We start from the raw sequence: 23,750 nt of genomic DNA on the forward strand, positions 1-23,750 counted from the left end.
TTACATAAGACAGATAGGGGATAGCAACATGAGCAAAGAATGGCCTTTGTGGGAAGTTTTCATCCGCAGCCAGCACGGCCTGGCGCACAAGCATGTGGGCAGCCTGCACGCTTCCGACGCCGCCATGGCGGTCAACCATGCGCGCGACGTCTATACGCGTCGCAATGAAGGCGTGAGCATCTGGGTGGTGCGCGCGGCCGATATCGTCGCCAGCAGCCCCGGCGACAAGGGCGCCCTGTTCGAGCCGTCGAACAGCAAGGTGTACCGCCATCCCACCTTCTTCCCGATGCCGGAAGAAGTCAAGAACCTGTGATGGGAGCGCCTGTAATGGATGACAAGGTCAACTACCTTTTGCGCCTGGGCGACAATGCCCTGATCCTCAGCCAGCAGCTGTCGCAGCTGTGCGGCAAGGGGCCGGCGCTGGAAGAAGACATGGCGCTGACCAACGTGTCGCTCGACCTGCTGGGCCAGACGCGTTTGTGGTTCAGCTATGCGGCCGAACTGGAAAACGCTGGCCGCGACGAGGACGACATCGCCTTCCTGCGCGACGCCCACGATTTCAAGAATTGCCTGCTGGTGGAACAGCCGAACGGCAATTACGCCGACACCATGATGCGCCAGTTCTTCTTCGACAGCTGGCACTACTTCCAACTGCTGGAGCTGACGAAGTCCAGCGATGCGCGCATCGTCGATGTGGCGCAAAAGTCGATCAAGGAAGTGACGTACCACCTGCGCCGCAGCGGCGACCTGATCGTGCGCCTTGGCGATGGCACGGCGGAAAGCCACGCGAAAACGCAGGCCGCCGCCGACAAGCTGTGGATGTACACGGGAGAGATGTTCACGTACGACGCCGTCGACCAGGCCATGGTCGCCGCCGGCATCGCGCCGCCATCGGACGTGCTGCGCCAGGCCTTCCTCGAACACGTGGCCGAAATCTTCGCCGAAGCCACCTTGACCATGCCGGCGCCCGACGCCTGGATGCAAAAGGGCGGCAAGCAGGGCACGCACACGGAACACCTGGGTTTTATTCTGGCCGAGATGCAGTTCCTGCAGCGCGCCTACCCCGGGGCGGAGTGGTAATGAACACGGCCGGTGGCGCCGCGGCGCTGGACGCGGCCCAGGTCTGGGCCTGGCTGGGCGAGGTGCCGGACCCGGAAATCCCCGTCATTTCGGTGGTGGACCTGGGCATCGTGCGCGCCGTCGAAGTCACGGATGGCGACGCCTGCACCGTGACGATCACGCCCACGTACTCGGGCTGCCCGGCCATGCAGGTGATCGCCGATGCCGTCACCGATGCCTTGCGCAGCCATGGCGTGGCCAGGGTGACCCTGGTGAACCAGCTGGCGCCCGCGTGGACCACGGACTGGATGAGCGAGGAAGGCAAGGCCAAGCTGAAAGGCTACGGCATCGCCCCGCCGCAGCAGCAGGTGATCGACATCAGCGGCCTTGGCAGAGGAACAGCGGGTGGCGTGAAACGGCAACCGATGCCCAAGCTGGACGTCATTTGCCCGAACTGCGGTTCGACGCATACGCAGCTGACCAGCCAGTTCGGCTCCACGCCGTGCAAGGCCCTGTACAAATGCTTGGATTGCCGCGAACCGTTTGACTACTTCAAGTGCCACTAAAAAAATCAGGCACACGTTCCGAAGAAACTGGAGATGAAGCATGAGTAAATTTTATCCGCTGTCCGTGGCCAACGTGCGCAACGAAACGCGCGACACCATCGCCGTCACGTTCGACGTGCCCGCCGAACTGCAGCAGCAGTTCCGCTTCCAGCAGGGGCAGCACCTGACCCTGCGTGCCAATATCAACGCGGAAGACGTGCGCCGTTCGTACTCGATCTGTTCGGCGGTGCAGGACGGCACCCTGCGCGTGGCCATCAAGCGCACGCCCGGCGGCGCCTTCTCCACCTGGGCGAATGACACCCTGAAAGCCGGCGCCACCATCGAGGTGATGCCGCCCATGGGCCACTTCAACGTGCCGCTCGACTGCGTCAACCGCAAGCACTACCTGGCATTCGCGGCCGGCAGCGGCATCACGCCCATCCTCTCCATCATCAAGACGACCCTGCTGGCGGAACCTCTGAGCCGCTTCACCCTGTTCTACGGCAACCGCGCCTCGTCGTCTGTCATCTTCAAGGAAGAATTGACGGATTTGAAGGATGTGTACCTGGAACGTTTGAACCTCGTCTACGTGATGAGCCGCGAGCAGCAGGACATCGAATTGTTCAACGGCCGCATCACGCAGGAAAAATGCGAGCAATTCCTGCAGCACTGGATCAAGGTCGAAGACTACGACAACGCGTTTATTTGCGGCCCGGAAGACATGATGCTCGGCGTCTCCGCTGCCCTGCAGGCGGCCGGCATGCCCAAGCAGAATATCAAGATCGAACTGTTCGCCGCCAGCATTCCGAAAAACGCCCACAAGCCGCGCGCCCAGCTGGCCGCCGATGCCGTGCAGGAAACGCAAGTGACCGTCATCATGGATGGCAACCACACCACCTTCACGATGGACAAGGACAAGGAATCCATCCTCGACGCGGGCCTGCGCCAGGGTATCGACATGCGCTACTCGTGCAAGGGCGGCGTATGTTCGACCTGCCGCTGCAAGATCCTCGATGGCAAGGTCGAGATGGACGTCAACTACGCGCTGGAAGACTACGAAGTGGCGCGTGGCTTCGTGCTGAGCTGCCAGAGTTTTCCGCTGACCGACAAGGTGATTGTCGATTTCGATCAGGCAGAGTAAAAGCAGGGGGGCAGCTCCTGCGGAGTCGTCATTCCCCCCATTGGGGTGAATGACCCCGACGGGGCTGATCCCAGATTTCCGCTGCAGGCCAATAAATAAAAAAGCGAGACGCCATGACCTACCAAAACATCCTTTTCACCATCGAGCAGGGCATCGCCACCTTGACCCTGAACCGTCCCGACAAGCTCAATAGCTTTACGCAAGCCATGCACGAGGAAGTGCGCGACGCGATTGCGAAAGTGAATGCCGACAGCAGCGTGCGCGTCTTCGTGCTGACGGGCGCGGGCCGCGGCTTTTGCGCGGGCCAGGATTTGTCCGACCGCGCCGTGGAACCGGGTTCGAAAGGCGTGGACCTGGGCGAGTCGGTGGAAAAGAACTACGCGCCGCTGGTGCTGGCCTTGAAAGCCCTCGCTATGCCCGTGATCTGCGCCGTCAACGGCGTGGCCGCCGGCGCCGGCGCCAACCTGGCGCTGGCAGCCGACATCGTCATCGCCGGCAAGTCGGCCAGTTTCGTGGAGGTGTTCTGCAAACTGGGCCTGATCCCGGACACGGGCGGCACCTTCTTCCTGCCACGCCTGATCGGTTCGGCGCGCGCCATGGGCCTGGCCATGCTCGGCGAAAAACTGACGGCCGAAAAAGCCGAGGACTGGGGCCTGATCTGGAAATGCGTGGACGACGCGCAGCTGGCGGAAGAGACGCGCAAGCTGGCCGTGCACTTTTCCACGGCGCCGACCAAGGGCCTGGCCTACACCAAGCAGGCGCTGGCCGCCAGCGGTGCCAATACCCTGCCGCAGCAGCTTGCGCTGGAAGCGCGCATGATGAGCGATCTCGGACACAGCGACGATTACCGCGAAGGCGTGGCCGCCTTCATGGAAAAGCGCACACCGCAATTCAAGGGACATTGATATGGCAGCTTTGGACAACAACAGTATCGTCGCCGTCATCGGCAGCGGCGCCATGGGCGCCGGCATCGCGCAGGTAGCGGCAGCGGCCGGCTACAGGGTCAAACTGTACGACACGCGCTTTGACGCCGTGAGCAAGGCCTTGCTTGATATCGGCAAGATGTATGCGAAGCTGGCCGAAAAGGGCCGCATGACGTTTGACGAAGCCGCCGCCGCCACGGCGCGCCTGCAGGCGGCCGGCAGCCTGGCCGAGGTGAGTGACGCCGCATTGGTGGTGGAAGCCATCGTGGAAAACCTCGACGTCAAGCGTGGCCTGTTCGCCGAACTCGAAGCGCTGGTTGGCGACGACTGCATCCTGGCGACGAATACCTCGTCGATCTCCGTCACGGCGATTGCCGCCAAACTGCGCCGCCCGGAACGCCTGGTCGGCATGCATTTCTTTAATCCCGTGCCCCTGATGGCGCTGGTGGAAGTGATCAGTGGCCTGGCCACCAGCGAACAGGTCGCCGCCACCGTCTACGACACCTCTATCGCCTGGGGCAAGAACCCCGTGCATGCGAAATCGACGCCGGGCTTCATCGTCAACCGTGTCGCCCGTCCGTTTTACGCGGAAGGCTGGCGCCTGTTGAACGAGCAGGCGGGCGACCCCGCCACCATCGATGCCGTGCTGCGCGAAGCGGGCGGTTTCCGCATGGGGCCATTCGAGCTGATGGACCTGATCGGCCACGACGTGAATTTCTCCGTCACGCAATCCGTGTTCGGCGCCTACTTCAACGACCCGCGCTTCACGCCGTCCGTGCTGCAGCAGGAAATGGTCAACGCGGGATTCCTTGGCCGCAAATCGGGCCGCGGTTTTTACCTGTACGGCGAAGGCGCCGCTGCCCCTGTCGCGCAGGCGGAAGGCCCGCAGCCGAAGCCGGAATTCGTCGCCCTGTCGGCGGCCATCGGCGGCGATGGCCGTGGCCATAGCGGCATCATCCGCAGCCTGGTGCAGCGGCTCGAGCAGGCGGGCGTCACCGTCAGCCGCCGCGTGACGCAGGAAGGGCAGGCACACGATGAAGCTCCCGCCCTGCATTGCCATGGCGCCGCGATCTATCTGACCGATGGCCGCAGCGCCACCCAGCGCGCGCACGACAACCAGCATCCGGATACGGTGCTGTTCGACCTGGCGCTCGATTACGCCGGTGCCAAACGCATCGCCGTGGCCCGCGCCGACCAGTGCAGCGACGCCGCCTACGCGGCCGTCGTCGGCCTGTTCCAGGCGGCCGGTTTCATCGTCACGCGCCTCGATGACGTGCCTGGCCTGGCCGTCATGCGCACGGTCGCCATGCTGGCCAACGAAGCGGCCGACGCCGTCAACCAGGGCGTATGCACGGCGGCCGCCGTCGATATCGCCATGCAGAAGGGCGTCAATTACCCGCGCGGACCGCTGGCCTGGGCCGATGCCGTCGGCGTTCAACAGATCGTGACCGTATTGCAGCACCTGGCGCTGGGCTATGGCGAAGACCGCTACCGGGTCTCGCCGCTGCTGCGCCGCAAACTCGCCAATGGAGCACCGTTTCATGCCGAATGATATGTCACATAAGGAGCACAACATGACTGCGCAAGCGCTGGCCGAAGCGGCCGCCGCCTCCATGCTGTCGCGCGATAACGCCACTGCCGCCATGGGCATCGCCCTGGCCGACGTGGGCCCTGGCCATGCGCGCATGACGATGACGGTGCGCGCCGACATGCTCAACGGCCACCAGACCTGCCACGGCGGTTTCATCTTCGCCCTGGCCGACAGCGCCTTTGCCTTTGCCTGCAACAGCTACAACATGAACACCGTGGGCGCCGGCTGCACCATCGATTACCTGGCGCCGGGGCGCGAAGGCGACGTGCTGACGGCGCACGCCGTCGAGCAGGCGCTGGCCGGCAAGAGCGGCGTCTATGACGTCAAGGTCAGCAACCAGGAAGGCCGCGCCATCGCGCTCTTCCGAGGCAAGTCGATCCGCGTGGTGGGCGAAGTCATACAAGAGCAGGTTTGAACTGCCGGTACCGATTGAATAGTTAAGGAATTAAACAGGAGACAATGATGGTCCAACGCACCCCTTCCCCGAATGACCTTGAGCCGATCGAGCGCGCCAGCAAGGATGAACTGCAGGCGCTGCAGCTCGAACGCATGAAATGGACGCTCAAGCACGCGTATGACAACGTGCCCCATTACCGTGCCGCTTTTGACGAAGCGGGCGTGCATCCGGATGATCTCAAATCCTTGTCCGACCTGGCCAAATTCCCGTTCACCGATAAAAAAGTCTTGCGCGACAATTATCCGTTCGGCCTGTTCGCCGTGCCGCGCGAGCAGGTGGTGCGCATCCACGCGTCGAGCGGCACCACGGGCAAGGCCACGGTGGTCGGCTACACGCAGAACGACATCGATACCTGGGCCAATGTGGTGGCGCGCTCGATCCGCGCAGGGGGCGGGCGGGCGGGCGACATGGTGCATATCTCGTATGGCTACGGCCTGTTCACGGGCGGCCTGGGTGCGCACTACGGCGCCGAGCGCCTGGGCTGCACGGTCATCCCCATGTCCGGCGGGCAGACGGAAAAGCAGGTGCAGCTGATCCAGGATTTCAAGCCGTCCATCATCATGGTCACGCCATCGTACATGCTCAACATCATCGAGGAATTCACGCGCCAGGGCCTGGACCCGGCCGAATCGTCGCTGAAAGTGGGCATCTTCGGTGCCGAACCGTGGACGGACGCCATGCGTTCGGAAATCGAAGCGCGCGCCGGCATCGACGCCGTCGATATCTACGGCCTGTCCGAAGTGATGGGGCCTGGCGTGGCATCCGAATGCATCGAGAGCAAGGACGGTCCCGTCATCTGGGAAGACCATTTTTATCCCGAGATCATCGACCCGGAAACGGGCGAAGTGCTGCCGGACGGCGCAGAGGGAGAACTGGTGTTTACCTCGCTGTCGAAAGAGGCGCTGCCCATCATCCGCTACCGCACGCGCGACCTGACCCGTTTGCTGCCGCCGACCTCGCGCTCCATGCGCCGCATCGGCAAGATCACGGGCCGCTCCGACGACATGCTGATCATCCGCGGCGTGAACGTCTTCCCCACGCAGATCGAAGAGCTGATCCTCAAGATGCCGAAGCTGGCGCCGCAGTACCAGCTGGTCGTCACGCGCGACGGCCACCTCGACAAGCTCGAAGTCATCGCCGAGCTGCGCATCGATCTCACCGCTACCATCTCGGCCAGCGAAACGGACGCCCTGGCGCGCGAGCTGGAACACCGCATCAAGACGCACGTAGGCGTGAGCACGCGCGTGCGCCTGGTGGCCGCCGCCGGCATCGAACGCACCCTGACGGGCAAGGCCCGCCGCGTGGTCGACCAGCGCCCGAAGATTTTTTCCTGATAGCCCGCCCGAACAAGGAACCCAACATGAACGAAGCCTTTATCTGTGACGCCGTACGCACCCCGTTTGGCCGTTATGGCGGCGCGCTGTCCAGCGTGCGCGCGGACGATCTGGGCGCGCTGCCGATTGCCGCGCTGATCGCCCGCAACCCTTCCGTCGACTGGTCCGCCATCGACGACGTGTTCTACGGCTGCGCCAACCAGGCGGGCGAAGACAACCGCAACGTGGGCCGCATGGCCGCGCTGCTGGCCGGCTTGCCGGCGGCCGTACCGGGCAATACCATCAACCGCCTGTGCGGCTCCAGCCTGGACGCCGTGGGTCTCGCTGCCCGCTCGATCAAGGCGGGCGAGGCGGAACTGATCATCGCCGGCGGCGTGGAAAGCATGACGCGCGCACCGTTCGTGATGGGCAAGGCCGACAGCGCATTTTCGCGCGCGGCGAAAATCGAAGACACGACCCTGGGCTGGCGCTTCGTCAACGGCAAAATGAAGACGCAGTACGGCATTGACACCATGCCGGAAACGGCGGAAAACGTGGCCGTGGAATTTGGCATCAGCCGCGCCGACCAGGACGCGCTGGCCTTGCGCAGCCAGCAGCGCTGGGCCGCCGCCAACGCGGCCGGCGTGTTCGAGCGCGAAATCGTGCCCGTCGCCGTGCCGCAAAAAAAGGGCGAGCCGAAAATGGTGACGATGGATGAACATCCTCGTCCCGACACTTCGCTGGACATGCTGGCAAAGCTCAAGGGCGTGGTGAAAGCGGACGGCACGGTCACGGCCGGCAATGCCTCGGGCTTGAACGACGGCGCCTGCGCGATCTTGCTGGCATCCGCCGCCGCCGTGGATAAATACAAGCTGACGCCGCGCGCAAAGGTGCTGGGCATGGCCACGGCCGGCCTGGCGCCGCGCATCATGGGCTTCGGTCCCTCGCCGGCCTCGCGCAAGGTGCTGGCGCAGACGGGCCTTACCATCGAACAGATGGACGTGATCGAGCTCAATGAAGCATTCGCCGCGCAGGCGCTGGCCGTCACGCGCGACCTGGGCCTGGCTGACGACGCGGCCCACGTGAACCCGAATGGCGGGGCGATTGCCATCGGCCATCCGCTGGGCGCATCGGGCGCGCGCCTGGTGATGGCCGCATTGAACCAGCTGGAGCGCGCGGGCGGGCGCTATGCGCTGTGCACCATGTGCATCGGCGTGGGGCAGGGTATTGCCGTCGTCATTGAACGCGTATAAAAAAGTAAAACAACAAAAAAGGCGCAAGCTTGCAAAAAAGCGCCAACCATAATTGACCGTAGTGCCAACCTGGTGGAGACCACAATGATTGCCAATATCTTCAAGAAAACCCTGATCGCCGGCGTGCTGGCCATGTCCGCCGCCGGCGCGTATGCGGCCGATAACATCAAGATCGGATCCGTGCTGTCCGTCACAGGGCCGGCCGCCTTCCTGGGCGACCCTGAACTGAAAACCCTGCAGCTGTATATCGAGAAGATCAACGCGGCCGGCGGCGTGCTGGGACGCAAGCTGGAACTGGTGCACTACGACGACGGCAGCGATGCGGCCAAGGCCAACGGCTTTACCAAGCGTTTGATCGAGTCGGACAAGGTCGATGTGCTGATCGGCGGTACCACCACCGGCGCGACGATGGCGATGGCGCCGCTGGTGGACCGCGCCAGCATGCCCTTCATTTCGCTGGCCGGCGCCGTGGTGATCATCGATCCGGTCAAGAAATGGGTCTTCAAGACGCCGCATACGGACCGCATGGCGGCCGAGAAGGTGTTCGAGGACATGAAGAAACGCGGCATCAGCAAGGTGGGCCTGCTGTCGGAAACGAGCGGCTTCGGCGCCTCGGGCCGCAAGGAATCGCAGATCGTCGCCTCCAAGTATGGCATCACCCTGGTGGCCGATGAAACCTACGGTCCGAAAGACACGGACATCACGGCGCAGCTGACGCGCATCAAGAATACCAAGGGCGTGCAAGCCGTGTTCGTCTTCGGCCTGGGCCAGGGCCCGGCCGTGGTCACCAAGAACTACGGCCAGCTGGGCATGGCCGCGCTGCCGCTGTACCAGTCGCATGGCGTGGCCTCCGACGAATACCTGAAGCTGTCGGGCAAGGCTGCCGAAGGCGTGCGCTTGCCGACGCCGGCCCTGCTGATCGGCGCCATGCTGCCGGACAGCGACGCGCAAAAGGCCGTCGTCGTCGGCTACGACAAGACGTACAAGGAGCGCTACAAGATCGATCCGTCGACCTTTGGCGGCTATGCGCTCGACGCCCTGAACCTGTCGGTGGACGCCATCAAGCGCGCCGGCGGCACGGACCGCGAAAAAGTGCGCACGGCGCTGGAACAGACCAAGGGTTTTGTGGGCACCACCGGCGTATTCAACATGTCGGCCAAGGACCACATGGGCCTGGACCTGTCGGCTTTCCGCATGGTGGAAGTAAAGAACGGCGAATGGCAATTGTCGAAGTGATGTTCGAAGTGAGGTAGGCCAGAGTACCTGCGCGAGGCCGCCCCCGAAGGCGGCCCGCGCATAGAAGAACATAATGGAGACACCATGGAAGTCGCTCAATTTCTACAATTTCTGTATTCCGGGATGACGGTCGGTTCCGCCTATGCGCTGGCGGCGCTGGGCTTTACCATCATCTACAACACCAGCGGCGTGATCAATTTCGCGCAAGGCGAATTCATCATGCTGGGCGGGATGCTGGCCGCCGTGATGTCGGCCGCCGGCGTGCCGCTGCCGCTGGCCATCATCCTGGCCGTCATCGCCACGGGCATCGTTGGCCTGCTGATGGAAAAAACCGTGATCGAACCGGCGCAAAACGCGCAGGTCATCACCCTGCTGATCATCACCATCGGCGCCTCGCTGGTGCTGCGCGGCCTCGTGCAGATCTGGCTGGGCAAGGATACGCACTCGCTGCCGGCCTTTTCCGGCGACGCGCCGATCGATTTTTTAGGCGCCAGCCTGCTGCCGCAAAGCCTGTGGGTACTGGGCGTGACGGTCGTCATCGTGCTGGTGCTGGGCTGGTTCTTCGGCCGCACCTTGATGGGCAAGGCCATGCTGGCCACCTCGCACAACAAGCTGGCCGCGCAACTGGTGGGCATCAATACGCGCAAGGTGCTGCTGTTCTCGTTCGGCCTGTCAGCCCTGCTGGGCGCGGCCGGCGGCATTCTCGTCGCGCCGATCACCTATACCTCGTATGACGCCGGCATCATGCTGGGCCTGAAAGGCTTTGTCGCCGCCGTACTCGGCGGCCTCGGTGGCGGCGCGGGCGCGATTGCCGGCGGCCTGATCCTCGGCATCGCCGAAGCCATGACGGCCGGTTACATCTCGTCCGCCTACAAGGACGCGGTGCCCTTCGTGCTGATTCTGTTGATCCTGTTCTTCCTGCCGCAAGGCTTGTTTGGCGCTAAAAATTCGGAGCGTGTATGACCACATTTTTCACACGCTCGCGCCACGGCGGCTTGCTGGTGCTGGCCCTGGTGCTGGCCATCCTGCCGCTGTTCCTCAGCAATGCGTTTTATTATGACGTGGTGATCCGCATCGCCCTGAACGCCATCGTCGTCATCGGCCTGAACCTCTTGATGGGCTACACGGGCCAGATCAGCCTCGGTCACGCGGGCTTCTACGGCCTGGGCGCGTATGCGTCGGCCGTGCTGACCACGCACTATGCTTGGCCGCCGCTGGCCGCCTTGGCCGCGGGCGCCGTCGCCACGGGGTTGCTGGCGCTGCTGCTGGCCCGTCCCGTATTGAAACTCAAGGGCCATACCCTGGCCATGGCGACCCTGGGTCTGGGCATCATCATCTCCATCGTCATCAACAACGAGACGCAATGGACGGGCGGCCCGGACGGCATCGGCGTGTCCGCCTTCAGTGTCGCGGGCCTGGACATCGCCGGTGAAAAATCGTGGTACCTGGTGTGCGCCGTGCTGCTGTTGCTGGTCACGTGGCTGGCCCTGAACCTGATCGATTCGCCCGTCGGCCGCGCGCTGCAGGCGATCCACGGTTCGGAAGTGGCGGCCCGCGTGGTCGGTGTCGACACGACGCGCTTCAAGGTGCGCGTGTTCGTGCTGTCGGCCGTCATTGCCAGCATCGCGGGCAGCATCAGCGCCCATTACATCGGTTTCATCACGCCCAACCTGGCCGGCTTCTTCCACTCGATCGAGCTGGTGACGATGGTGGTGGTGGGCGGCATGGCGTCGATCTTCGGTTCCATCATCGGCGCGGCCCTGCTGACGATCTTGCCGCAGCTGCTGTCCAGTTTTGAAGGCTGGGAAACGGTGGTGTTCGGCGTGATCCTGATGGCGACCATGATTTTCATGCCCAAGGGCCTGGTGCCGAGCCTGGCCAGCCGTTCGCGCAAGCGTTCCGCCACGCCGAAAGCACCGCCACAATCTGCGCGGGAGGTGTGAGATGCTGACGATTAACAATCTGAGCAAGAGCTTTGGCGGCGTGCACGCGGTGCAGGACGTGAGCTTTACCGTCAAGGAAGGCAATATCCACTCCGTGATCGGGCCGAACGGCGCCGGCAAGACGACCCTGTTCAACCTGATCACCGGTGTCTACACGCCGACCAGAGGCGAGATCCTGCTCAACGGCGAGAACGTGGCCGCCATGCCGCCCGATGCGCTGGCGCGGCGCGGCATGAGCCGCACCTTCCAGAACCTGCAGGTGTGCATGAACATGACGGCCATCGACAATGTGATGGTGGGCGCGCACCTGCGCCTGAACCAGAACCTGTTCGCCTCCATGCTGCGTTTGCCTTCCGTACGCCGCGCGGACGCGGCCTGCCGCGACGAGGCGGCGGGCCTGATGGAGTTTGTCGGCGTGGGCCGGCATATCGATGACGAGGCGGGGCAGATGTCGTATGGCGCGTTAAAGCGCCTGGAAATCGCCCGCGCGCTGGCGGCCAAGCCGAAGGTGCTGCTGCTCGATGAACCGGCTGCGGGCCTGAACCACACGGAGACGGGCGAGATCGAAGCCCTGATCCGCAAGGTGGCGCAATCGGGCGTGACGGTGGTGCTGGTCGAGCATGACATGAAGCTGGTGATGAATCTGTCGGACCATATCCTGGTGCTCGACTATGGCAAGAAGCTGGCCGAAGGGACCGCCGCCGAAGTGCGCGCCAATCCCGACGTGGTGGCGGCATACCTGGGAGTGGCGGCATGATGAAGATGGAAAAACCTCAAGCGCCGCTGGTGCTCGATATCGCCGGGCTGACCAGCCATTACGGCCGCATCCAGGCCTTGCACGGCATCGACCTGCAGGTGCGCCAGGGCCAGCTGGTGGCGCTGGTGGGCGCCAACGGCGCCGGCAAGACCACCTTGCTGCGGGCGATCTCCGGCGTGCAGCCGGTCAGCGCCGGCAGCATCGTTTTCGCCGGCCAGGACGTCAGCCGCATGAGCGCCGACAAGCGCGTGCGCAGCGGCATTTGCCAGGTGCCGGAAGGGCGGCAAGTGTTCGGCCCCATGACGGTGGAAGACAATCTGCGCCTGGGCGCGTTCACCCGTCCGCCGCAGGACGTGGCCGGCGACATGGAACGCATGTACGGCCTGTTCCCGATTTTGAAGGAAAAGCGCTTGCTGCTGGCCGGGACCTTGTCTGGCGGGCAGCAGCAGATGCTGGCCATGGCGCGCGCGCTGATGGGCCGCCCGCAACTGCTGCTGCTCGATGAACCGAGCATGGGCCTGGCGCCGCTCCTGATCGCGGAAATCTTCCGCATCGTGGCCGAGCTGCGCGACCAGGGCATCACCATCTTCCTCGTCGAGCAGAACGCGCATGCGGCCCTGTCGATCGCCGACGTGGGTTACGTGATCGAGACGGGGGCCATCATCCTGTCCGGCCCCGGCCCCGAATTGCTGCATAACGAGCAGGTACAAAGCGCCTATCTGGGCATGTAAGGAGTCTGTATGGTCAAAGTCTACGAAATCAACGGCGTCATCCCCGTCGTCCACCCCAGCGCCTACGTGCACCCGTCGGCCGTGCTGATCGGCGACGTGATCGTCGGTCCGCGCTGCTATATCGGCCCGCTCGCTTCGATCCGCGGCGACTTCGGCCGCTTGATCCTGGAGGAGGGGGCGAACCTGCAGGATACCTGCGTCATGCACGGCTTTCCCGGCTGCGACACGGTGGTCGAAGTCGACGGCCATATCGGCCACGGCGCCGTGCTGCACGGCTGCCGCATCGGCCGCAATGCGCTTGTCGGCATGAACGCCGTGGTGATGGATAACGCCGTCATCGGCGAGGAATCCATCGTCGCCGCCATGAGTTTCGTCAAGGCGGGCATGGTCGTCGCGCCGCGCAGCATGGTGGTCGGCACGCCCGCCAAGATCATCCGCGCGCTGAGCGACGATGAAATCAAATGGAAAAGCTCGGGCACGGGCCAGTATCACGAACTGGCCGTGCGCTCCATGCAGACGATGCGCGAGGTGGAAGCCCTGACGCAAGTCGAGGCGAACCGCCAGCGCCTGAATTTCGAATCGGCCTTGCCGCTGCACTTGCACAAGAACGCCGCGGCGCAGTAAACCATATGAACGTAGGTCGGATTAGCGGGGCTGCGCCTCGCGTAATCCGACACCACCAACGTCACCAACACCCTCGTTTTACGGAGAAACCACATGGCTCACATATCCACCCTGCAAAGCCTGATCGCCGGCCGCTGGCTGGGCGAAAGCGCCGCCGTGCCCCTGCACAGCGCCTTGAACAACCGCGTCATCTATCACACGCATGCGGAAAAGATCGATTTCGACGAAGCCGTCACGTATGCGCGCAAGACGGGCGTGCCGGGCCTGATGGCGCTCGACTTCCAGCAGCGCGCCGCACGCCTCAAAGCATTGGCCCTGTACCTGGTCGAGCGCAAGGAAGAGCTGTATGCGATTTCGCACCTGTCGGGCGCCACGCGCGCCGACAGCTGGGTCGACATCGAAGGCGGCACGGGCACGCTGTTCGCCTATGCCAGCATGGGCAGCAACGAACTGCCGTCGTCGAACGTGCTGCACGAAGGTCCGGCCATCGCGCTGGGCAAGAAGGGCGGCTTCGCCGGTACCCACATCCTGGTGCCGCGCGGCGGCCTGGCCGTGCACATCAACGCCTTCAACTTCCCCATCTGGGGCTTGCTGGAAAAATTCGCCCCCAGCTTCCTGGCCGCCATGCCCTGCATCGCCAAGCCGGCCACGGCGACGAGCTATCTGACGCAGGCCGTCGTGCGCATGATGCATGAATCGGGCTTGCTGCCGGCCGGCAGCTTGCAACTGGTGATCGGCTCCACGGGCGACTTGTTGGACCGCTTGAATGGCCAGGATTTCGTCACCTTTACGGGATCGGCCGCCACGGCCGCCAAGCTGCGCACGAATCCGAACCTGATCGCCCAGTCCGTGCCGTTCAATGGCGAAGCCGATTCGCTCAATTGCGCCATCCTGGCGCCCGACGTCACGCCCGACGATGTGGAGTTCGACCTGTTCGTCAAGGAAGTCGTGCGCGAGATGACGGGCAAGTCGGGCCAGAAGTGCACGGCGATCCGCCGCATCATCGTGCCCGAGCACCTGATGGACGCCGTCGGAACGCGCCTGCGCGAGCGCCTGGCCAAGGTGGTGGTGGGCGATCCGTCCATCGAAGGCGTGCGCATGGGCGCGCTGGCCTCGAAAGAGCAGCAGAATGACGTGGCGGAAAGAGTCGCCACGCTGTCGCAGGGGAACGAAGTGGTATTTGGCGCGGCTGACGGTTTCAATCCGCTCGGCGATGGCGCGTCGGACGGCAGCTTCTTCTCGCCGACCCTGCTGATGTGCCGCGACGCTTTCGGCAACGATGCCGTGCACGACGTGGAAGCGTTTGGCCCCGTCAGCACCATGATGGGCTACAAGGACATCGATGAAGCGCTGGCGCTGGCCGCGCGCGGCAAGGGCAGCCTGGTGAGCACCCTGGTGACGCGCGATCCGAAGATCGCCGCGCGCGTGGTGCCGCAGGTGGCGGCCACGCATGGCCGCGTGCACGTGCTCGAACGCGTGGCTTCCGTCGATTCGACGGGCCATGGCTCGCCCTTGCCGCAGCTGAAGCACGGCGGCCCTGGCCGCGCGGGCGGCGGCGAAGAGCTGGGCGGCGTGCGCGCCGTGCGCCACTACCTGCAACGCGCGGCCGTGCAAGGTTCGCCGACCATGCTGGCGGCGATCACGGGCGAATACGTGCGCGGCGCGGACGTCAATGAAAGCCCGATCCACCCATTCCGCAAGCACTTCGAGGACTTGGAGACGGGCGACTCGCTGCTCACGCACCGCCGCACCGTCAGCGAAGCGGACATCGTCGCCTTCGGCGGCATCTCGGGCGACTTCTTCTACATGCACTTCGATGAAATCGCGGCCAAGGAATCGCAGTTCGGCAAGCGCATCGCGCACGGCTACTTCGTGCTGTCGGCCGCCGCAGGCCTGTTCGTCTCGCCCGGCGTCGGTCCCGTGCTGGCCAACTATGGCCTGGACAACTTGCGCTTCGTCGCCCCGGTGGCGATTGGCGACACCATCCGCGCGCGCCTGACGTGCAAGCGCAAGGTCGACCGCAACCGCAAGGACGTGTTTGGCGTGGGCCAGGGCGTCGTTGCGTGGGACGTGCAGGTAACGAACCAGAACGAGGAACTGGTGGCCAGCTATGACATCCTGACGCTGGTCTCGAAGCGCGAGTAAGCAATTTTGGCAGGATACGTTTGACCGGCGCCGCCTGCGATCTTTGCGTGGGCGGCGCATTTTTTTGGAGAGACAGCATGAGCAAGCCAGACGACCAACCTTCCCTCGCCGCGCAGGCGCAACTGTCCCTGAGCGCCTGCGATGCCGTGGCCGCCATCGCCAATGGCAGCCTTGGCGCCGCCGACTACATGCGCACCCTGCTGGCGCAGGCGCGCGCGCAGGCCGGCTTGAACAGCCTGGTCACTTTGAATGCGGACACCGCGCTGGAGGCCGCCGCGCAGGTCGACGCGGCGCGCTCGGCGGGCCGCGCCTTGCCGCCGCTGGCCGGACTGCCCATCGTTGTAAAAGACAATATCGACGCGCGCGGCATGCCGACGACGGCCGGCACGCCGGCCTTGCGTGACTGGTATCCGGCGCTGAACGCACCCAGTGTGCAGCGGCTGCTGGACGCGGGCGCCATCATCCTGGGCAAGGCGAACCTGCATGAACTGGCGTTTGGCGCCACCAGCACGAATTTTTCCAGTTTCGCCGGCCACGTGAAAAACCCGTATGACAGCGCGCGCATCCCCGGCGGTTCTTCCGGCGGCACGGCGGCGGCGGTCGCCGCGCGCATCGCGCCGGCAGGCCTGGGCACGGATACGGGCGGCTCGACGCGCGTGCCGGCCGCCCTGTGCGGCATCGTGGGCTTGCGCCCGTCCGTGGGCGATGGCGGTGCCGGGCGCCGCTACGATTCCAGCGGCACGGTACCCATCAGCCACACGCGCGACACGGTGGGCCCGATGGCGCGCACGGTGGCCGACGTGGCCCTGCTCGACAGCGTGCTGTCCGGCCTTCCCGTGCCCTCGCCGGAGCCGCTGGCCGGTTTGCGCTTCGGCGTGCCGGCCGCCTTCTGGCAGCCGCTGGACGCCGACGTGGCGGCCGTGATGGCGCAGGCCAGGGAGACGCTGGCGCAGGCGGGCGTGGTGCTGGTCGATATCGGCATGCAAGACGTGATGGAAGCGAACGGCAAGGTGTCGTTCCCGCTGGCGCTGCACGAGCCGCGCCAGGCGATTCCCGCCTACCTGGCCGCCAGCGGCGCGCAAATCACGCTGGACGATATCGCCGCGCAGGTCGCCAGCCCCGACGTGCGGCACGCGTTTGACGCCATCCTGGGCGACGCCTTCGGTGCCGCGTATCCCGACGCGCTGCAGGTACAGCGGCCCCGTTTGCAGGCGCTGTACCGCGACTATTTTGCGCGCTACCGCCTGGACGCCATCTTTTTTCCCACCACGCCCGTGAGCGCCGTGGCCATCGACGCCGCGCACGGTTCGTCGACCATCGCGGTGGCTGGCGGCGCGGCCGGCGATGCGTTCACCACCCTGATCCGCAATACGGACCCGGCCAGCAACGCGGGCATACCCGGCTTGTCCCTGCCGGCGGGGATGACGGCTGCCGGCTTGCCGGTGGGGATGGAAATCGATGGACCGCTGGGCAGCGACGGCCGTTTGCTGGCCATCGGCCTGTCATTGGAGGCGCTGTTCGGCCCCTTGCCGGCGCCGCCAGCGTGCGCCTGAGGGACTGAGAAACACACTGGCGCGCTTGGCAGGGCGCCAGGATTTTGTACCGGCTGAACTATCCATAAGTGTATGAAAAGTATGGCGAAAGTGTGGTTTTGCACGGCGTGCTATTTAGATAAACCCCTCTAGAAGGCGTGCTTTTTCCTTGAAAATCGGCGAAATCGCGCATTGCCATCAGAAAACTTTCCAAAGCAAAACCTTTTCTCTGTAGCATCTGTTTGACTCACTGGTCACGCCGCCAGACACGCCCGATGTATACCAAGGGCGCTGGCGGCGCGAAAAAACGGACCCGGCCTTTTGCGGCTGGTGAACCCTTGACCGCGAGTTCCATTCCACGTTCACCGCTACGGGTATTTAATTACTATGAATAAACACGTCCTGATTTTCCTGCTGGCCATGCCCCTGGCCATCAGCCATGCCTATGCCGAAGAGGCCACCGGCCCCGCCGTCAAGATCAGCGGTTACGGCACGGCCGCCCTGACCATGGCCGATACCGACAAGGCGCAGTTCGCGCGCCCGAACCAGGCCGCCGGCGCCGGCCGCACCGCCCGCACGGGCGTCGATTCCAACCTGGGCTTGCAGGCCAACGTTACCGTCAACCCGTGGTTGTCGGCCACCGTGCAAGGCCTGGCGCGCAAGGATGGCGAGGACGATGTCGGCGCCGAACTGGCGTGGGCCTTTGCCAAGGCCAAGGTGTCGGACAGCTTCAGCGTGCGCGTCGGCCGCATGGGTCTGCCCGTCTTCATGATTTCCGATTACCGCAACGTCGGCTATGCCAACACCTTGCTGCGCCCGCCCGGCGAAATGTACTCGCAGGTACCGCTGAACAGCATCGACGGCATCGATGGTACCTACCAGTTCAGCGCGGGCGATACCAGCATCACCACGCAGCTGGCGCTGGGCCGCACCAAGGCTACCCTGGCCACGGGTCCCGATTCGACCGTGCAGGTGGAAGGCAAGTCCATCGTCGCCCTCAACGTGGTGGCCGAGCATGGCCCCCTCACCGTGCGCTTTGGCCGTGCCGAAACGAAGCTGACGATCAACGATTCACCGAGCCTGAATACCCTGATGGGCAGCTTGCGCGCGGCCGGCGGCGGCTACAAGATCGCCCAGCTGGGCGCCTTGGCCGATGCGCTGGAGGTCAAGGGCAAGAAGGCATCGTTCACCTCCGTGGGCCTGGGCCTGGACTGGAACAACGTGCTGCTGCAGTCCGAATATGCGAAGCGCAAGACGGACAGCTATGTCAGCGACAGCATCTCGTGGTACGTCATGGGCGGCTACCGCATCGGCGCCTTCCTGCCCTACTACAGCCACGCCAGCCTGAAGGCCGATGGCCGCGTCAACAACACCGTCCCGGCTAGCTGCCCGGCCGGCTACCCGGCCGCCTGCACGCCGACCTTGCGCGCCCTGTCGGCCGGCGTCGACACCCTCGCTTATACGCGCAACCAGCTCGAGCAATCGACGGACAGCATCGGCGTGCGCTGGGACTTCCACCGTTCGGCCGCCCTGAAGGTGCAGATCGACCGCATCAAGCCGAAGAATGGCCCGGGCCTGTTCGTGCAAGCCAAACCGGGCTTCCATGGCCCCGTCACGGTGGCTGCCGCCGCCATCGATTTCGTTTTCTGAGGAGCGCCGCATGAAACCCTACATTTTTGCGGCTGCCTTGCTGGCGCTGTCGACCTGTGTTCCCGCCATGGCCGAAGTGGTCGTGGTGGTCAATGCCAAGAGCGCCGCCGGTGCGATGACGAATGAGCAGGTGGCGCAGTTTTTCCTCGGTAAATCGACGGCCATGACGCCCATCGACCAGCCGGAAAGCGCCCCCGTGCGCGCCGAGTTCTACAAAAAGGTGACGGACAAGGAACCGTCGCAGGCCAAGGCCCTGTGGTCCAAGCTGGTCTTCACGGGCAAGGCGACCTTGCCGAAGGAAGTGGCCAATAGCGCCGACGTCAAAAAGGCCGTGGCCGCCGATCCGAAAGCCATCGGCTATATCGAGAAGAGTGCCGTCGACGCCAGCGTCAAAGTGGTGCTGACGGCGCCATAAAGCCGGTTCGGGCCGCGCGCCATGCGGCGGCCCGATAGACCTACCATCAGGAGACAGCAATGAGCATCAAACGCAAGATATGGGCGCTGCCTGTCGTCTCGGCCGTAATTTTCGGGCTGGGGCTGGCCGTCAGCGCCTATCTGTCCACGGCCACGCTCAATTCCATTCACGCCACCGAAAGCGCCGACTATCCTGTGCTCGACATGGCCAAGTCGCTGACGCTGGACGTGGCCGCCGTCGGCGACGCCCTGCGCGATGCCGTCAGCGAAGGCGACAAGGAGCGCATCGGCCAGGTCGGCGGCCAGGCAGTCAAGCTGCGCGAAAAACTGGCCGCCTTCGCGGCGATTCCCGGCCAGCGCGAGCACGGTGCGCGGCTGGCCAGGGAATTCGATGCCTATTATGCGCCGGCCCTCAGCGCGGCGCGCATCATGCTGGAAATGCAAGAGGGCGACCCGCAAGCGGCCGTGGCGCGCATGCAGGGCGCGCTGGCGGTGCTCAACGCAGACCTGGCAAAGACCAATGAACAGGCGCAGACGCAGTTCAGGCAGGGCATCGAACGCAGCGCGGCCAATGTGCGCAATGCGCTCAATACCAGCATCGCCGTGGCGCTGGCCGTCATCGTCTGCCTGGTGGCCGTGTCGCATTTCGTCGTGCGCGCCATCTGGCAGCAGCTCGGTGGCGAACCCGAATACGCGCGCCAGATCGCGCGCGCCGTGGCCGATGGCGACCTCTCGATGGTGATCGCCACGGAAAGCGGCGACCAGGACAGCCTGCTGGCGGCGTTAAAAGAGATGCGCGGCCGGCTGGCCGGTATGGTATCCGGCATCAAGGCGTCGGCTGAAACCATCCAGGTGGCCAGCGCCGAAATCGCCCAGGGCAATGCGGACCTGGCTGCGCGCACGGAATCGCAGGCGGGCAGCCTGGACCAGACGGCGCGCAGCATGGACAGCCTGACTTCCACCGTGCGCGACAACGCCGCCAACGCGGGCCAGGCGCATGTACTGGTGGTGTCGGCGTCGTCGGTGGCCGTGAAGGGCGGGCAGGTGGTCAGCCAGGTGGTCACCACCATGGGCGAGATCAACGATGCATCGAAACGCATCGTCGACATCATCGGCGTCATCGACGGCATCGCCTTCCAGACGAATATCCTGGCCTTGAATGCGGCCGTGGAAGCGGCCCGCGCCGGCGAGCAGGGACGCGGCTTTGCCGTGGTGGCGTCCGAAGTGCGCAACCTGGCGCAGCGCAGCGCGGCAGCGGCGCGCGAGATCAAGCAACTGATCGGCGACTCGGTGGCCAGGGTGAATGTCGGTTCGAAGCTGGTCGACGAAGCGGGTCTGACCATGGGCCAGATCGTCGATTCCGTGAAAAAGGTGGCCGACATCATGGCCGAGATCAGCGCGGCTAGCCAGGCGCAAAGCGCCGGCATCGGCGATATCGGCGTGGCCATCGGCAGCATGGACCAGATGACGCAGCAAAACTCCGCGCTGGTGGAAGAAGCGTCGGCGGCCGCCGAATCGCTGCAGGAACAGGCCGTGCAGCTGGGCACGGCGCTGGCCGTGTTCAAGCTGGCGCAGGGAAGCGCTGTGTCGGATTACGCGCAGGGCGCTAATCCGACCTACCTGGCATTGCGGTGATACCAGCTTGACCTGCATGGCATGGCGTAGGTTGGATTAGCGCAGCGTAATCCAACACCCGGCCTACGCCTGCAAACCGAACGGATCGTCGATGCTGTGCGCCGGCTGCGTGAACCAGCGCGGACCGTCATCCGTCATGTAAAAATGGTCTTCGTGGCGGATGCCGAATTCGCCGGGGATGCAGATCATCGGTTCGTTCGAGAAGCACATGCCCACGTCGAGCGGCGTCGTGTCGTTGCCCACCAGGTAAGGCCACTCGTGGATATCGAGGCCGATGCCGTGGCCCGTGCGGTGCGGCAGGCCGGGCAGCTTGTAGCCGGGGCCGAAGCCGTCCGCTTCCAGAGACACGCGGGCGGCGCGGTCCACGTCGCCGCAGGGCACGCCCAGTTGGGCGGCCGCGAAGGCGGCAGCCTGCGCCGCCTTTTCGCTGTTCCACACGCTGCGCTGGCGTTCGCTGATGGCGCCAAACACATAGGTGCGCGTGATGTCGGAGATGTAGTTCATCACCTGGCAGCCCGTGTCGATCAGCACCGTGTCGCCCGCTTTTAACGTTTGCACGTAATTGACGCCATGCGGGTAGGCCGTCGCCTCGCCGAACAGCACGATGCAGAAATACGAGCGGGGCGCGCCCACCTTGCGGTGCGCGCGCTGGATGAACTCCTCCACTTCCACCGTCGTGATGCCTTCATACAGCATGCTGGCCGTGGCCACGTGCACGGCCAGGGTCATGTCCATCACGCGCTGCATCAGGGCGATTTCGGCCTGTGATTTTCTGCTGCGGCAGTACGCGGTGACGGCGCGCGCGTTTTCCAGTGCGTAGCCGGGGGCCAGCGGCTTGATGCCGTCATAGATGAAGAAGGCGGCGCTTTCGCAGATGCCCACGCGCGGCGGCTGCTTCGCGTCCTGGGCAATTCCCATGCGCGCCAGCACGTCGACGAACAGCTGGTACGGGCTTTCATGCTCTTCCCAGCAATTGACACGGCCCTCGATCAGCATGAAGCCTTGCAAGGTGCTTTCCTCGAATGCGGGGGCGATGTATTCGATGGCGCCGCTGGCGGGCAAAATGGCGCCCACCATGCGTTCGCTGGCATACCATTTGGTGCCCGTGAAATAGGTGAGGTTGGCGCCCGCGTTCAGGTAGATGGCGGCGATGCCCTGTTCGCGCATGAAGGCTTGCGCCTTGGCGATGCGCTGCGCATGTTCGTCCTTGCCGATGGCGGCCATGCCGCCCGTCATGTCCGACAGCGACGCCAACGCCTGTTCGATGGAAGTGCCACCTATGCTCATGCCTGCTCCTTTGCCCGATGTTGAATATGGAATGCGGGCATGATATCAGTTCGCGCCTTTCGGCTTGAGGCCGGGCGCGCCGCCGGCCGCATCGGGCGTGGCCAGCACCAGGTCGTGCGGATACGTGAAGTGCCAGTCCGCGTAGCGCTGCTTGCGGCGCAGGCTGGCGTCTTCATCGAGAAAATTGTCTTGCTTGATGGGCAGCTGGGGCGACAGCGAATGAATGCCGACGATGCGTCCCTCCTGTCGCAGCACGCCCCATTCCGCCTTGCCCGTGACGGGGTCCGCATACAGGCGGCGCAGATGGCGTCGGGCATTGGCAAAGCGCGGGTCGCGCAGCAGTTCCTGCAGGGTCAAGGGATAGCGCGGCCGCCCGTCGCCTGGCGTGCTGTCGTAGTAGCGGCCCAGCGCGTTGCGGAATTCATGGCCGATGAACAGCAGCTCGCGCTCCTTCTCGCGCCGCGCGGCCGTGGCAAACAGTTCGCTGGCCAGCACCAGGCCCACGCCCATGAAGGCCACCAGCATCAGGGTCCAGATATATGCGAAGCCCCGTGCGCGGCGCCGGAAACTAGAGCTGCTCAAAGGGGATGCCCTCGCGCGTCTTGCCCTTGGCGCCGCTGCGCACGTCGGCCACGCCGCCGATCTCGCCATTCGGCGAAGGGATCAATTGCCAGGTGGCGGCGGACTCCGTGACGGGGTCCAGCGGCACGCTGCGAAAATAATGGTGGGTCACCAGATCGGCCAGCGCGGCCGGGTATTCTCCCTTGTCGGCGTAGTATTTATCCAGGCCGCTCCTGAGCACCTGCAGGTTTTCCTTCAGCGCGACTTCCTTCGACTTTTCCACCGAGCCGAAATAGCGGGGGATGGCGATGGTCAGCAGCAGCGAGATGATCGCCAGCACCACCAGCAGCTCGACCAAGGTAAAGCCGCGGCGTATGGTCGTCGTATGCATGGCGGTCACCATTGATTGAGCGGCACGCCGTTCAGGCCCACCTTGGTCGAGCGCGAGGCGACGTCGAACACGTCTTCGCCTTCGCTGGGATTGTCGGGCGGCGAGGCATAGGCGCGCTTGCTCCAGCTGTCGGCCGCGCTGCCGGCTTCCCGGGGCTGGAACGGGTCGCGCGGCAGGCGGCGCAGGAAATAGATGTTCTGCTTGGAGGGGCTGCGCTGGTCGGGCACGCCCTCGACCAGTTCCTCGAGTTTTTTCGGATAGCCGGATGCGCCCAGCGACAGCTTGATGCGGCCATTGTCCGAAGCGCGCTTGTAGGCATCGATGGCTTCGCGCATCTCGATCAGGGCGCTGCGCAATTCCTGCTCCTTCGTCCGTTGCTGCGCCACTTGCGCCATGGGCACGGCCACCGTGGCCAGGGTCGCCATGATGGCCAGGGTGATCATCAGTTCGATGAAGGTAAAGCCCTTGTGCCTCATTGGCCGCCTTTGCCGGTCTTGTCGCCGGCGGCTGGCGCCTCTTCGCCGCCCGTCATGGGCGAGCCGGCGCGCGGCGGGGCCTGCTC

24 protein-coding genes are annotated in these 23,750 nt (G+C 64.6%); 20 read left to right on the plus strand and 4 right to left on the minus strand.

Annotated features, from left to right (window positions below; genetic code table 11):
* The first annotated feature begins 28 nt into the window (after window positions 1-28).
* The 20 genes from paaB (at window position 29) to CBW66_RS20575 (ending at window position 20,949) form a co-directional block, all read left to right on the plus strand.
* The gene (gene paaB / locus CBW66_RS20480) at window positions 29-313 is read left to right on the plus strand and encodes a 1,2-phenylacetyl-CoA epoxidase subunit PaaB (protein WP_070224239.1); all 285 of its coding nucleotides are present in this window, start codon (window positions 29-31) and stop codon (window positions 311-313) included.
* 14 nt (window positions 314-327) lie between these two features.
* Window positions 328-1,080, plus strand: coding sequence for a 1,2-phenylacetyl-CoA epoxidase subunit PaaC (paaC, locus tag CBW66_RS20485; protein ID WP_086137166.1), 753 nt, complete (start codon window positions 328-330; stop codon window positions 1,078-1,080).
* Window positions 1,080-1,625 carry a 1,2-phenylacetyl-CoA epoxidase subunit PaaD gene (gene paaD / locus CBW66_RS20490; RefSeq protein ID WP_086137165.1) on the plus strand — a complete coding sequence of 182 codons (546 nt, stop codon included), beginning with the start codon at window positions 1,080-1,082 and terminating at the stop codon, window positions 1,623-1,625. The genes paaC and paaD overlap by 1 nt, the downstream gene beginning before the upstream one ends.
* A gap of 40 nt (window positions 1,626-1,665) precedes the next feature.
* Window positions 1,666-2,745 carry a 1,2-phenylacetyl-CoA epoxidase subunit PaaE gene (paaE, locus tag CBW66_RS20495; RefSeq protein WP_086137164.1) on the plus strand — a complete coding sequence of 360 codons (1,080 nt, stop codon included), beginning with the start codon at window positions 1,666-1,668 and terminating at the stop codon, window positions 2,743-2,745.
* A gap of 113 nt (window positions 2,746-2,858) precedes the next feature.
* Window positions 2,859-3,650 carry a 2-(1,2-epoxy-1,2-dihydrophenyl)acetyl-CoA isomerase PaaG gene (gene paaG, locus CBW66_RS20500; RefSeq protein ID WP_086137163.1) on the plus strand — a complete coding sequence of 264 codons (792 nt, stop codon included), beginning with the start codon at window positions 2,859-2,861 and terminating at the stop codon, window positions 3,648-3,650.
* A 1-nt stretch (window position 3,651) separates the two neighbouring features.
* Window positions 3,652-5,220 carry a 3-hydroxyacyl-CoA dehydrogenase PaaH gene (gene paaH, locus CBW66_RS20505; protein WP_086137162.1) on the plus strand — a complete coding sequence of 523 codons (1,569 nt, stop codon included), beginning with the start codon at window positions 3,652-3,654 and terminating at the stop codon, window positions 5,218-5,220.
* 1 nt (window position 5,221) lies between these two features.
* Window positions 5,222-5,674 carry a hydroxyphenylacetyl-CoA thioesterase PaaI gene (gene paaI / locus CBW66_RS20510; protein WP_086137231.1) on the plus strand — a complete coding sequence of 151 codons (453 nt, stop codon included), beginning with the start codon at window positions 5,222-5,224 and terminating at the stop codon, window positions 5,672-5,674.
* A 47-nt stretch (window positions 5,675-5,721) separates the two neighbouring features.
* A complete protein-coding gene (gene paaK, locus CBW66_RS20515) occupies window positions 5,722-7,050 on the plus strand; it encodes a phenylacetate--CoA ligase PaaK (protein ID WP_086137161.1) in 1,329 nt (442 codons plus the stop codon).
* 26 nt (window positions 7,051-7,076) lie between these two features.
* Window positions 7,077-8,282: a 3-oxoadipyl-CoA thiolase gene (pcaF, locus tag CBW66_RS20520; protein WP_086137160.1), complete on the plus strand. Its 1,206-nt coding sequence runs from the start codon at window positions 7,077-7,079 to the stop codon at window positions 8,280-8,282.
* An 84-nt stretch (window positions 8,283-8,366) separates the two neighbouring features.
* Window positions 8,367-9,518 carry an ABC transporter substrate-binding protein gene (locus CBW66_RS20525; RefSeq protein WP_086137159.1) on the plus strand — a complete coding sequence of 384 codons (1,152 nt, stop codon included), beginning with the start codon at window positions 8,367-8,369 and terminating at the stop codon, window positions 9,516-9,518.
* Between the two features lie 84 nt (window positions 9,519-9,602).
* Window positions 9,603-10,481, plus strand: a complete 879-nt coding sequence (locus tag CBW66_RS20530) for a branched-chain amino acid ABC transporter permease (RefSeq protein ID WP_086137158.1) — start codon at window positions 9,603-9,605, stop codon at window positions 10,479-10,481.
* Entirely contained in the window at window positions 10,478-11,461 is a 984-nt protein-coding gene (locus tag CBW66_RS20535) for a branched-chain amino acid ABC transporter permease (protein WP_086137157.1), read from the plus strand. Before CBW66_RS20530 ends, CBW66_RS20535 begins: the two co-directional genes overlap by 4 nt.
* Window position 11,462: 1 nt before the next feature.
* Window positions 11,463-12,218, plus strand: a complete 756-nt coding sequence (locus tag CBW66_RS20540) for an ABC transporter ATP-binding protein (RefSeq protein WP_086137156.1) — start codon at window positions 11,463-11,465, stop codon at window positions 12,216-12,218.
* The gene (locus tag CBW66_RS20545) at window positions 12,218-12,949 is read left to right on the plus strand and encodes an ABC transporter ATP-binding protein (RefSeq protein ID WP_086137155.1); all 732 of its coding nucleotides are present in this window, start codon (window positions 12,218-12,220) and stop codon (window positions 12,947-12,949) included. The genes CBW66_RS20540 and CBW66_RS20545 overlap by 1 nt, the downstream gene beginning before the upstream one ends.
* Before the next feature lie 9 nt (window positions 12,950-12,958).
* A complete protein-coding gene (gene paaY, locus CBW66_RS20550; RefSeq protein WP_086137154.1) occupies window positions 12,959-13,573 on the plus strand; it encodes a phenylacetic acid degradation protein PaaY in 615 nt (204 codons plus the stop codon).
* A gap of 93 nt (window positions 13,574-13,666) precedes the next feature.
* Window positions 13,667-15,718 (plus strand): phenylacetic acid degradation bifunctional protein PaaZ, encoded by a 2,052-nt coding sequence (paaZ, locus tag CBW66_RS20555; RefSeq protein WP_086137153.1) that lies wholly within the window; start codon window positions 13,667-13,669, stop codon window positions 15,716-15,718.
* A gap of 77 nt (window positions 15,719-15,795) precedes the next feature.
* Entirely contained in the window at window positions 15,796-17,271 is a 1,476-nt protein-coding gene (gene iaaH, locus CBW66_RS20560) for an indoleacetamide hydrolase (RefSeq protein ID WP_086137152.1), read from the plus strand.
* A gap of 366 nt (window positions 17,272-17,637) precedes the next feature.
* Window positions 17,638-18,900 carry a hypothetical protein gene (locus CBW66_RS20565; RefSeq protein ID WP_086137151.1) on the plus strand — a complete coding sequence of 421 codons (1,263 nt, stop codon included), beginning with the start codon at window positions 17,638-17,640 and terminating at the stop codon, window positions 18,898-18,900.
* 10 nt (window positions 18,901-18,910) lie between these two features.
* Entirely contained in the window at window positions 18,911-19,315 is a 405-nt protein-coding gene (locus tag CBW66_RS20570) for a hypothetical protein (RefSeq protein ID WP_086137150.1), read from the plus strand.
* A gap of 59 nt (window positions 19,316-19,374) precedes the next feature.
* Window positions 19,375-20,949, plus strand: a complete 1,575-nt coding sequence (locus tag CBW66_RS20575) for a methyl-accepting chemotaxis protein (RefSeq protein WP_086137149.1) — start codon at window positions 19,375-19,377, stop codon at window positions 20,947-20,949.
* Window positions 20,950-21,012: 63 nt separating this feature from the next.
* Here CBW66_RS20575 and CBW66_RS20580 read toward each other — a convergent pair whose 3' ends face one another.
* The 4 genes from CBW66_RS20580 to CBW66_RS20595 are packed head-to-tail and all read right to left on the minus strand — an operon-like array spanning window position 21,013 to window position 23,664.
* Complete coding sequence (locus CBW66_RS20580; RefSeq protein WP_086137148.1) at window positions 21,013-22,236, minus strand: Xaa-Pro peptidase family protein; 1,224 nt, start codon at window positions 22,234-22,236, stop codon at window positions 21,013-21,015.
* 45 nt (window positions 22,237-22,281) lie between these two features.
* On the minus strand, window positions 22,282-22,818 hold the full coding sequence (locus tag CBW66_RS20585; protein WP_230492095.1) for a type II secretion system protein: 537 nt from the start codon (window positions 22,816-22,818) through the stop codon (window positions 22,282-22,284).
* Window positions 22,805-23,188 carry a type IV pilin protein gene (locus CBW66_RS20590; protein ID WP_230492096.1) on the minus strand — a complete coding sequence of 128 codons (384 nt, stop codon included), beginning with the start codon at window positions 23,186-23,188 and terminating at the stop codon, window positions 22,805-22,807. The genes CBW66_RS20585 and CBW66_RS20590 overlap by 14 nt, the downstream gene beginning before the upstream one ends.
* 5 nt (window positions 23,189-23,193) lie before the next feature.
* Window positions 23,194-23,664, minus strand: a complete 471-nt coding sequence (locus tag CBW66_RS20595; protein WP_086137145.1) for a type II secretion system protein — start codon at window positions 23,662-23,664, stop codon at window positions 23,194-23,196.
* Between the last annotated feature and the right edge of the window lie 86 nt (window positions 23,665-23,750).

This window comes from Janthinobacterium sp. GW456P (assembly GCF_002127655.1).
GTDB lineage: Bacteria > Pseudomonadota > Gammaproteobacteria > Burkholderiales > Burkholderiaceae_D > Janthinobacterium.

Excerpts from the sequence above, each read along its gene's own strand:
- paaI (WP_086137231.1), top strand. The coding sequence starts at position 5,222 with ATGTCACATAAGGAGCACAACATGACTGCGCAAGCGCTGGCCGAAGCG.
- CBW66_RS20525 (WP_086137159.1), top strand. The coding sequence starts at position 8,367 with ATGATTGCCAATATCTTCAAGAAAACCCTGATCGCCGGCGTGCTGGCC.
- paaK (WP_086137161.1), top strand. The coding sequence starts at position 5,722 with ATGGTCCAACGCACCCCTTCCCCGAATGACCTTGAGCCGATCGAGCGC.
- paaC (WP_086137166.1), top strand. The coding sequence starts at position 328 with ATGGATGACAAGGTCAACTACCTTTTGCGCCTGGGCGACAATGCCCTG.
- CBW66_RS20535 (WP_086137157.1), top strand. The coding sequence starts at position 10,478 with ATGACCACATTTTTCACACGCTCGCGCCACGGCGGCTTGCTGGTGCTG.
- paaH (WP_086137162.1), top strand. The coding sequence starts at position 3,652 with ATGGCAGCTTTGGACAACAACAGTATCGTCGCCGTCATCGGCAGCGGC.
- CBW66_RS20580 (WP_086137148.1), bottom strand. The coding sequence starts at position 22,236 with ATGAGCATAGGTGGCACTTCCATCGAACAGGCGTTGGCGTCGCTGTCG.
- CBW66_RS20540 (WP_086137156.1), top strand. The coding sequence starts at position 11,463 with ATGCTGACGATTAACAATCTGAGCAAGAGCTTTGGCGGCGTGCACGCG.
- CBW66_RS20590 (WP_230492096.1), bottom strand. The coding sequence starts at position 23,188 with ATGCATACGACGACCATACGCCGCGGCTTTACCTTGGTCGAGCTGCTG.
- paaZ (WP_086137153.1), top strand. The coding sequence starts at position 13,667 with ATGGCTCACATATCCACCCTGCAAAGCCTGATCGCCGGCCGCTGGCTG.
- paaD (WP_086137165.1), top strand. The coding sequence starts at position 1,080 with ATGAACACGGCCGGTGGCGCCGCGGCGCTGGACGCGGCCCAGGTCTGG.
- paaY (WP_086137154.1), top strand. The coding sequence starts at position 12,959 with ATGGTCAAAGTCTACGAAATCAACGGCGTCATCCCCGTCGTCCACCCC.
- CBW66_RS20595 (WP_086137145.1), bottom strand. The coding sequence starts at position 23,664 with ATGAGGCACAAGGGCTTTACCTTCATCGAACTGATGATCACCCTGGCC.
- CBW66_RS20570 (WP_086137150.1), top strand. The coding sequence starts at position 18,911 with ATGAAACCCTACATTTTTGCGGCTGCCTTGCTGGCGCTGTCGACCTGT.
- pcaF (WP_086137160.1), top strand. The coding sequence starts at position 7,077 with ATGAACGAAGCCTTTATCTGTGACGCCGTACGCACCCCGTTTGGCCGT.
- CBW66_RS20530 (WP_086137158.1), top strand. The coding sequence starts at position 9,603 with ATGGAAGTCGCTCAATTTCTACAATTTCTGTATTCCGGGATGACGGTC.
- paaG (WP_086137163.1), top strand. The coding sequence starts at position 2,859 with ATGACCTACCAAAACATCCTTTTCACCATCGAGCAGGGCATCGCCACC.
- iaaH (WP_086137152.1), top strand. The coding sequence starts at position 15,796 with ATGAGCAAGCCAGACGACCAACCTTCCCTCGCCGCGCAGGCGCAACTG.
- CBW66_RS20575 (WP_086137149.1), top strand. The coding sequence starts at position 19,375 with ATGAGCATCAAACGCAAGATATGGGCGCTGCCTGTCGTCTCGGCCGTA.
- paaE (WP_086137164.1), top strand. The coding sequence starts at position 1,666 with ATGAGTAAATTTTATCCGCTGTCCGTGGCCAACGTGCGCAACGAAACG.
- paaB (WP_070224239.1), top strand. The coding sequence starts at position 29 with ATGAGCAAAGAATGGCCTTTGTGGGAAGTTTTCATCCGCAGCCAGCAC.
- CBW66_RS20565 (WP_086137151.1), top strand. The coding sequence starts at position 17,638 with ATGAATAAACACGTCCTGATTTTCCTGCTGGCCATGCCCCTGGCCATC.
- CBW66_RS20545 (WP_086137155.1), top strand. The coding sequence starts at position 12,218 with ATGAAGATGGAAAAACCTCAAGCGCCGCTGGTGCTCGATATCGCCGGG.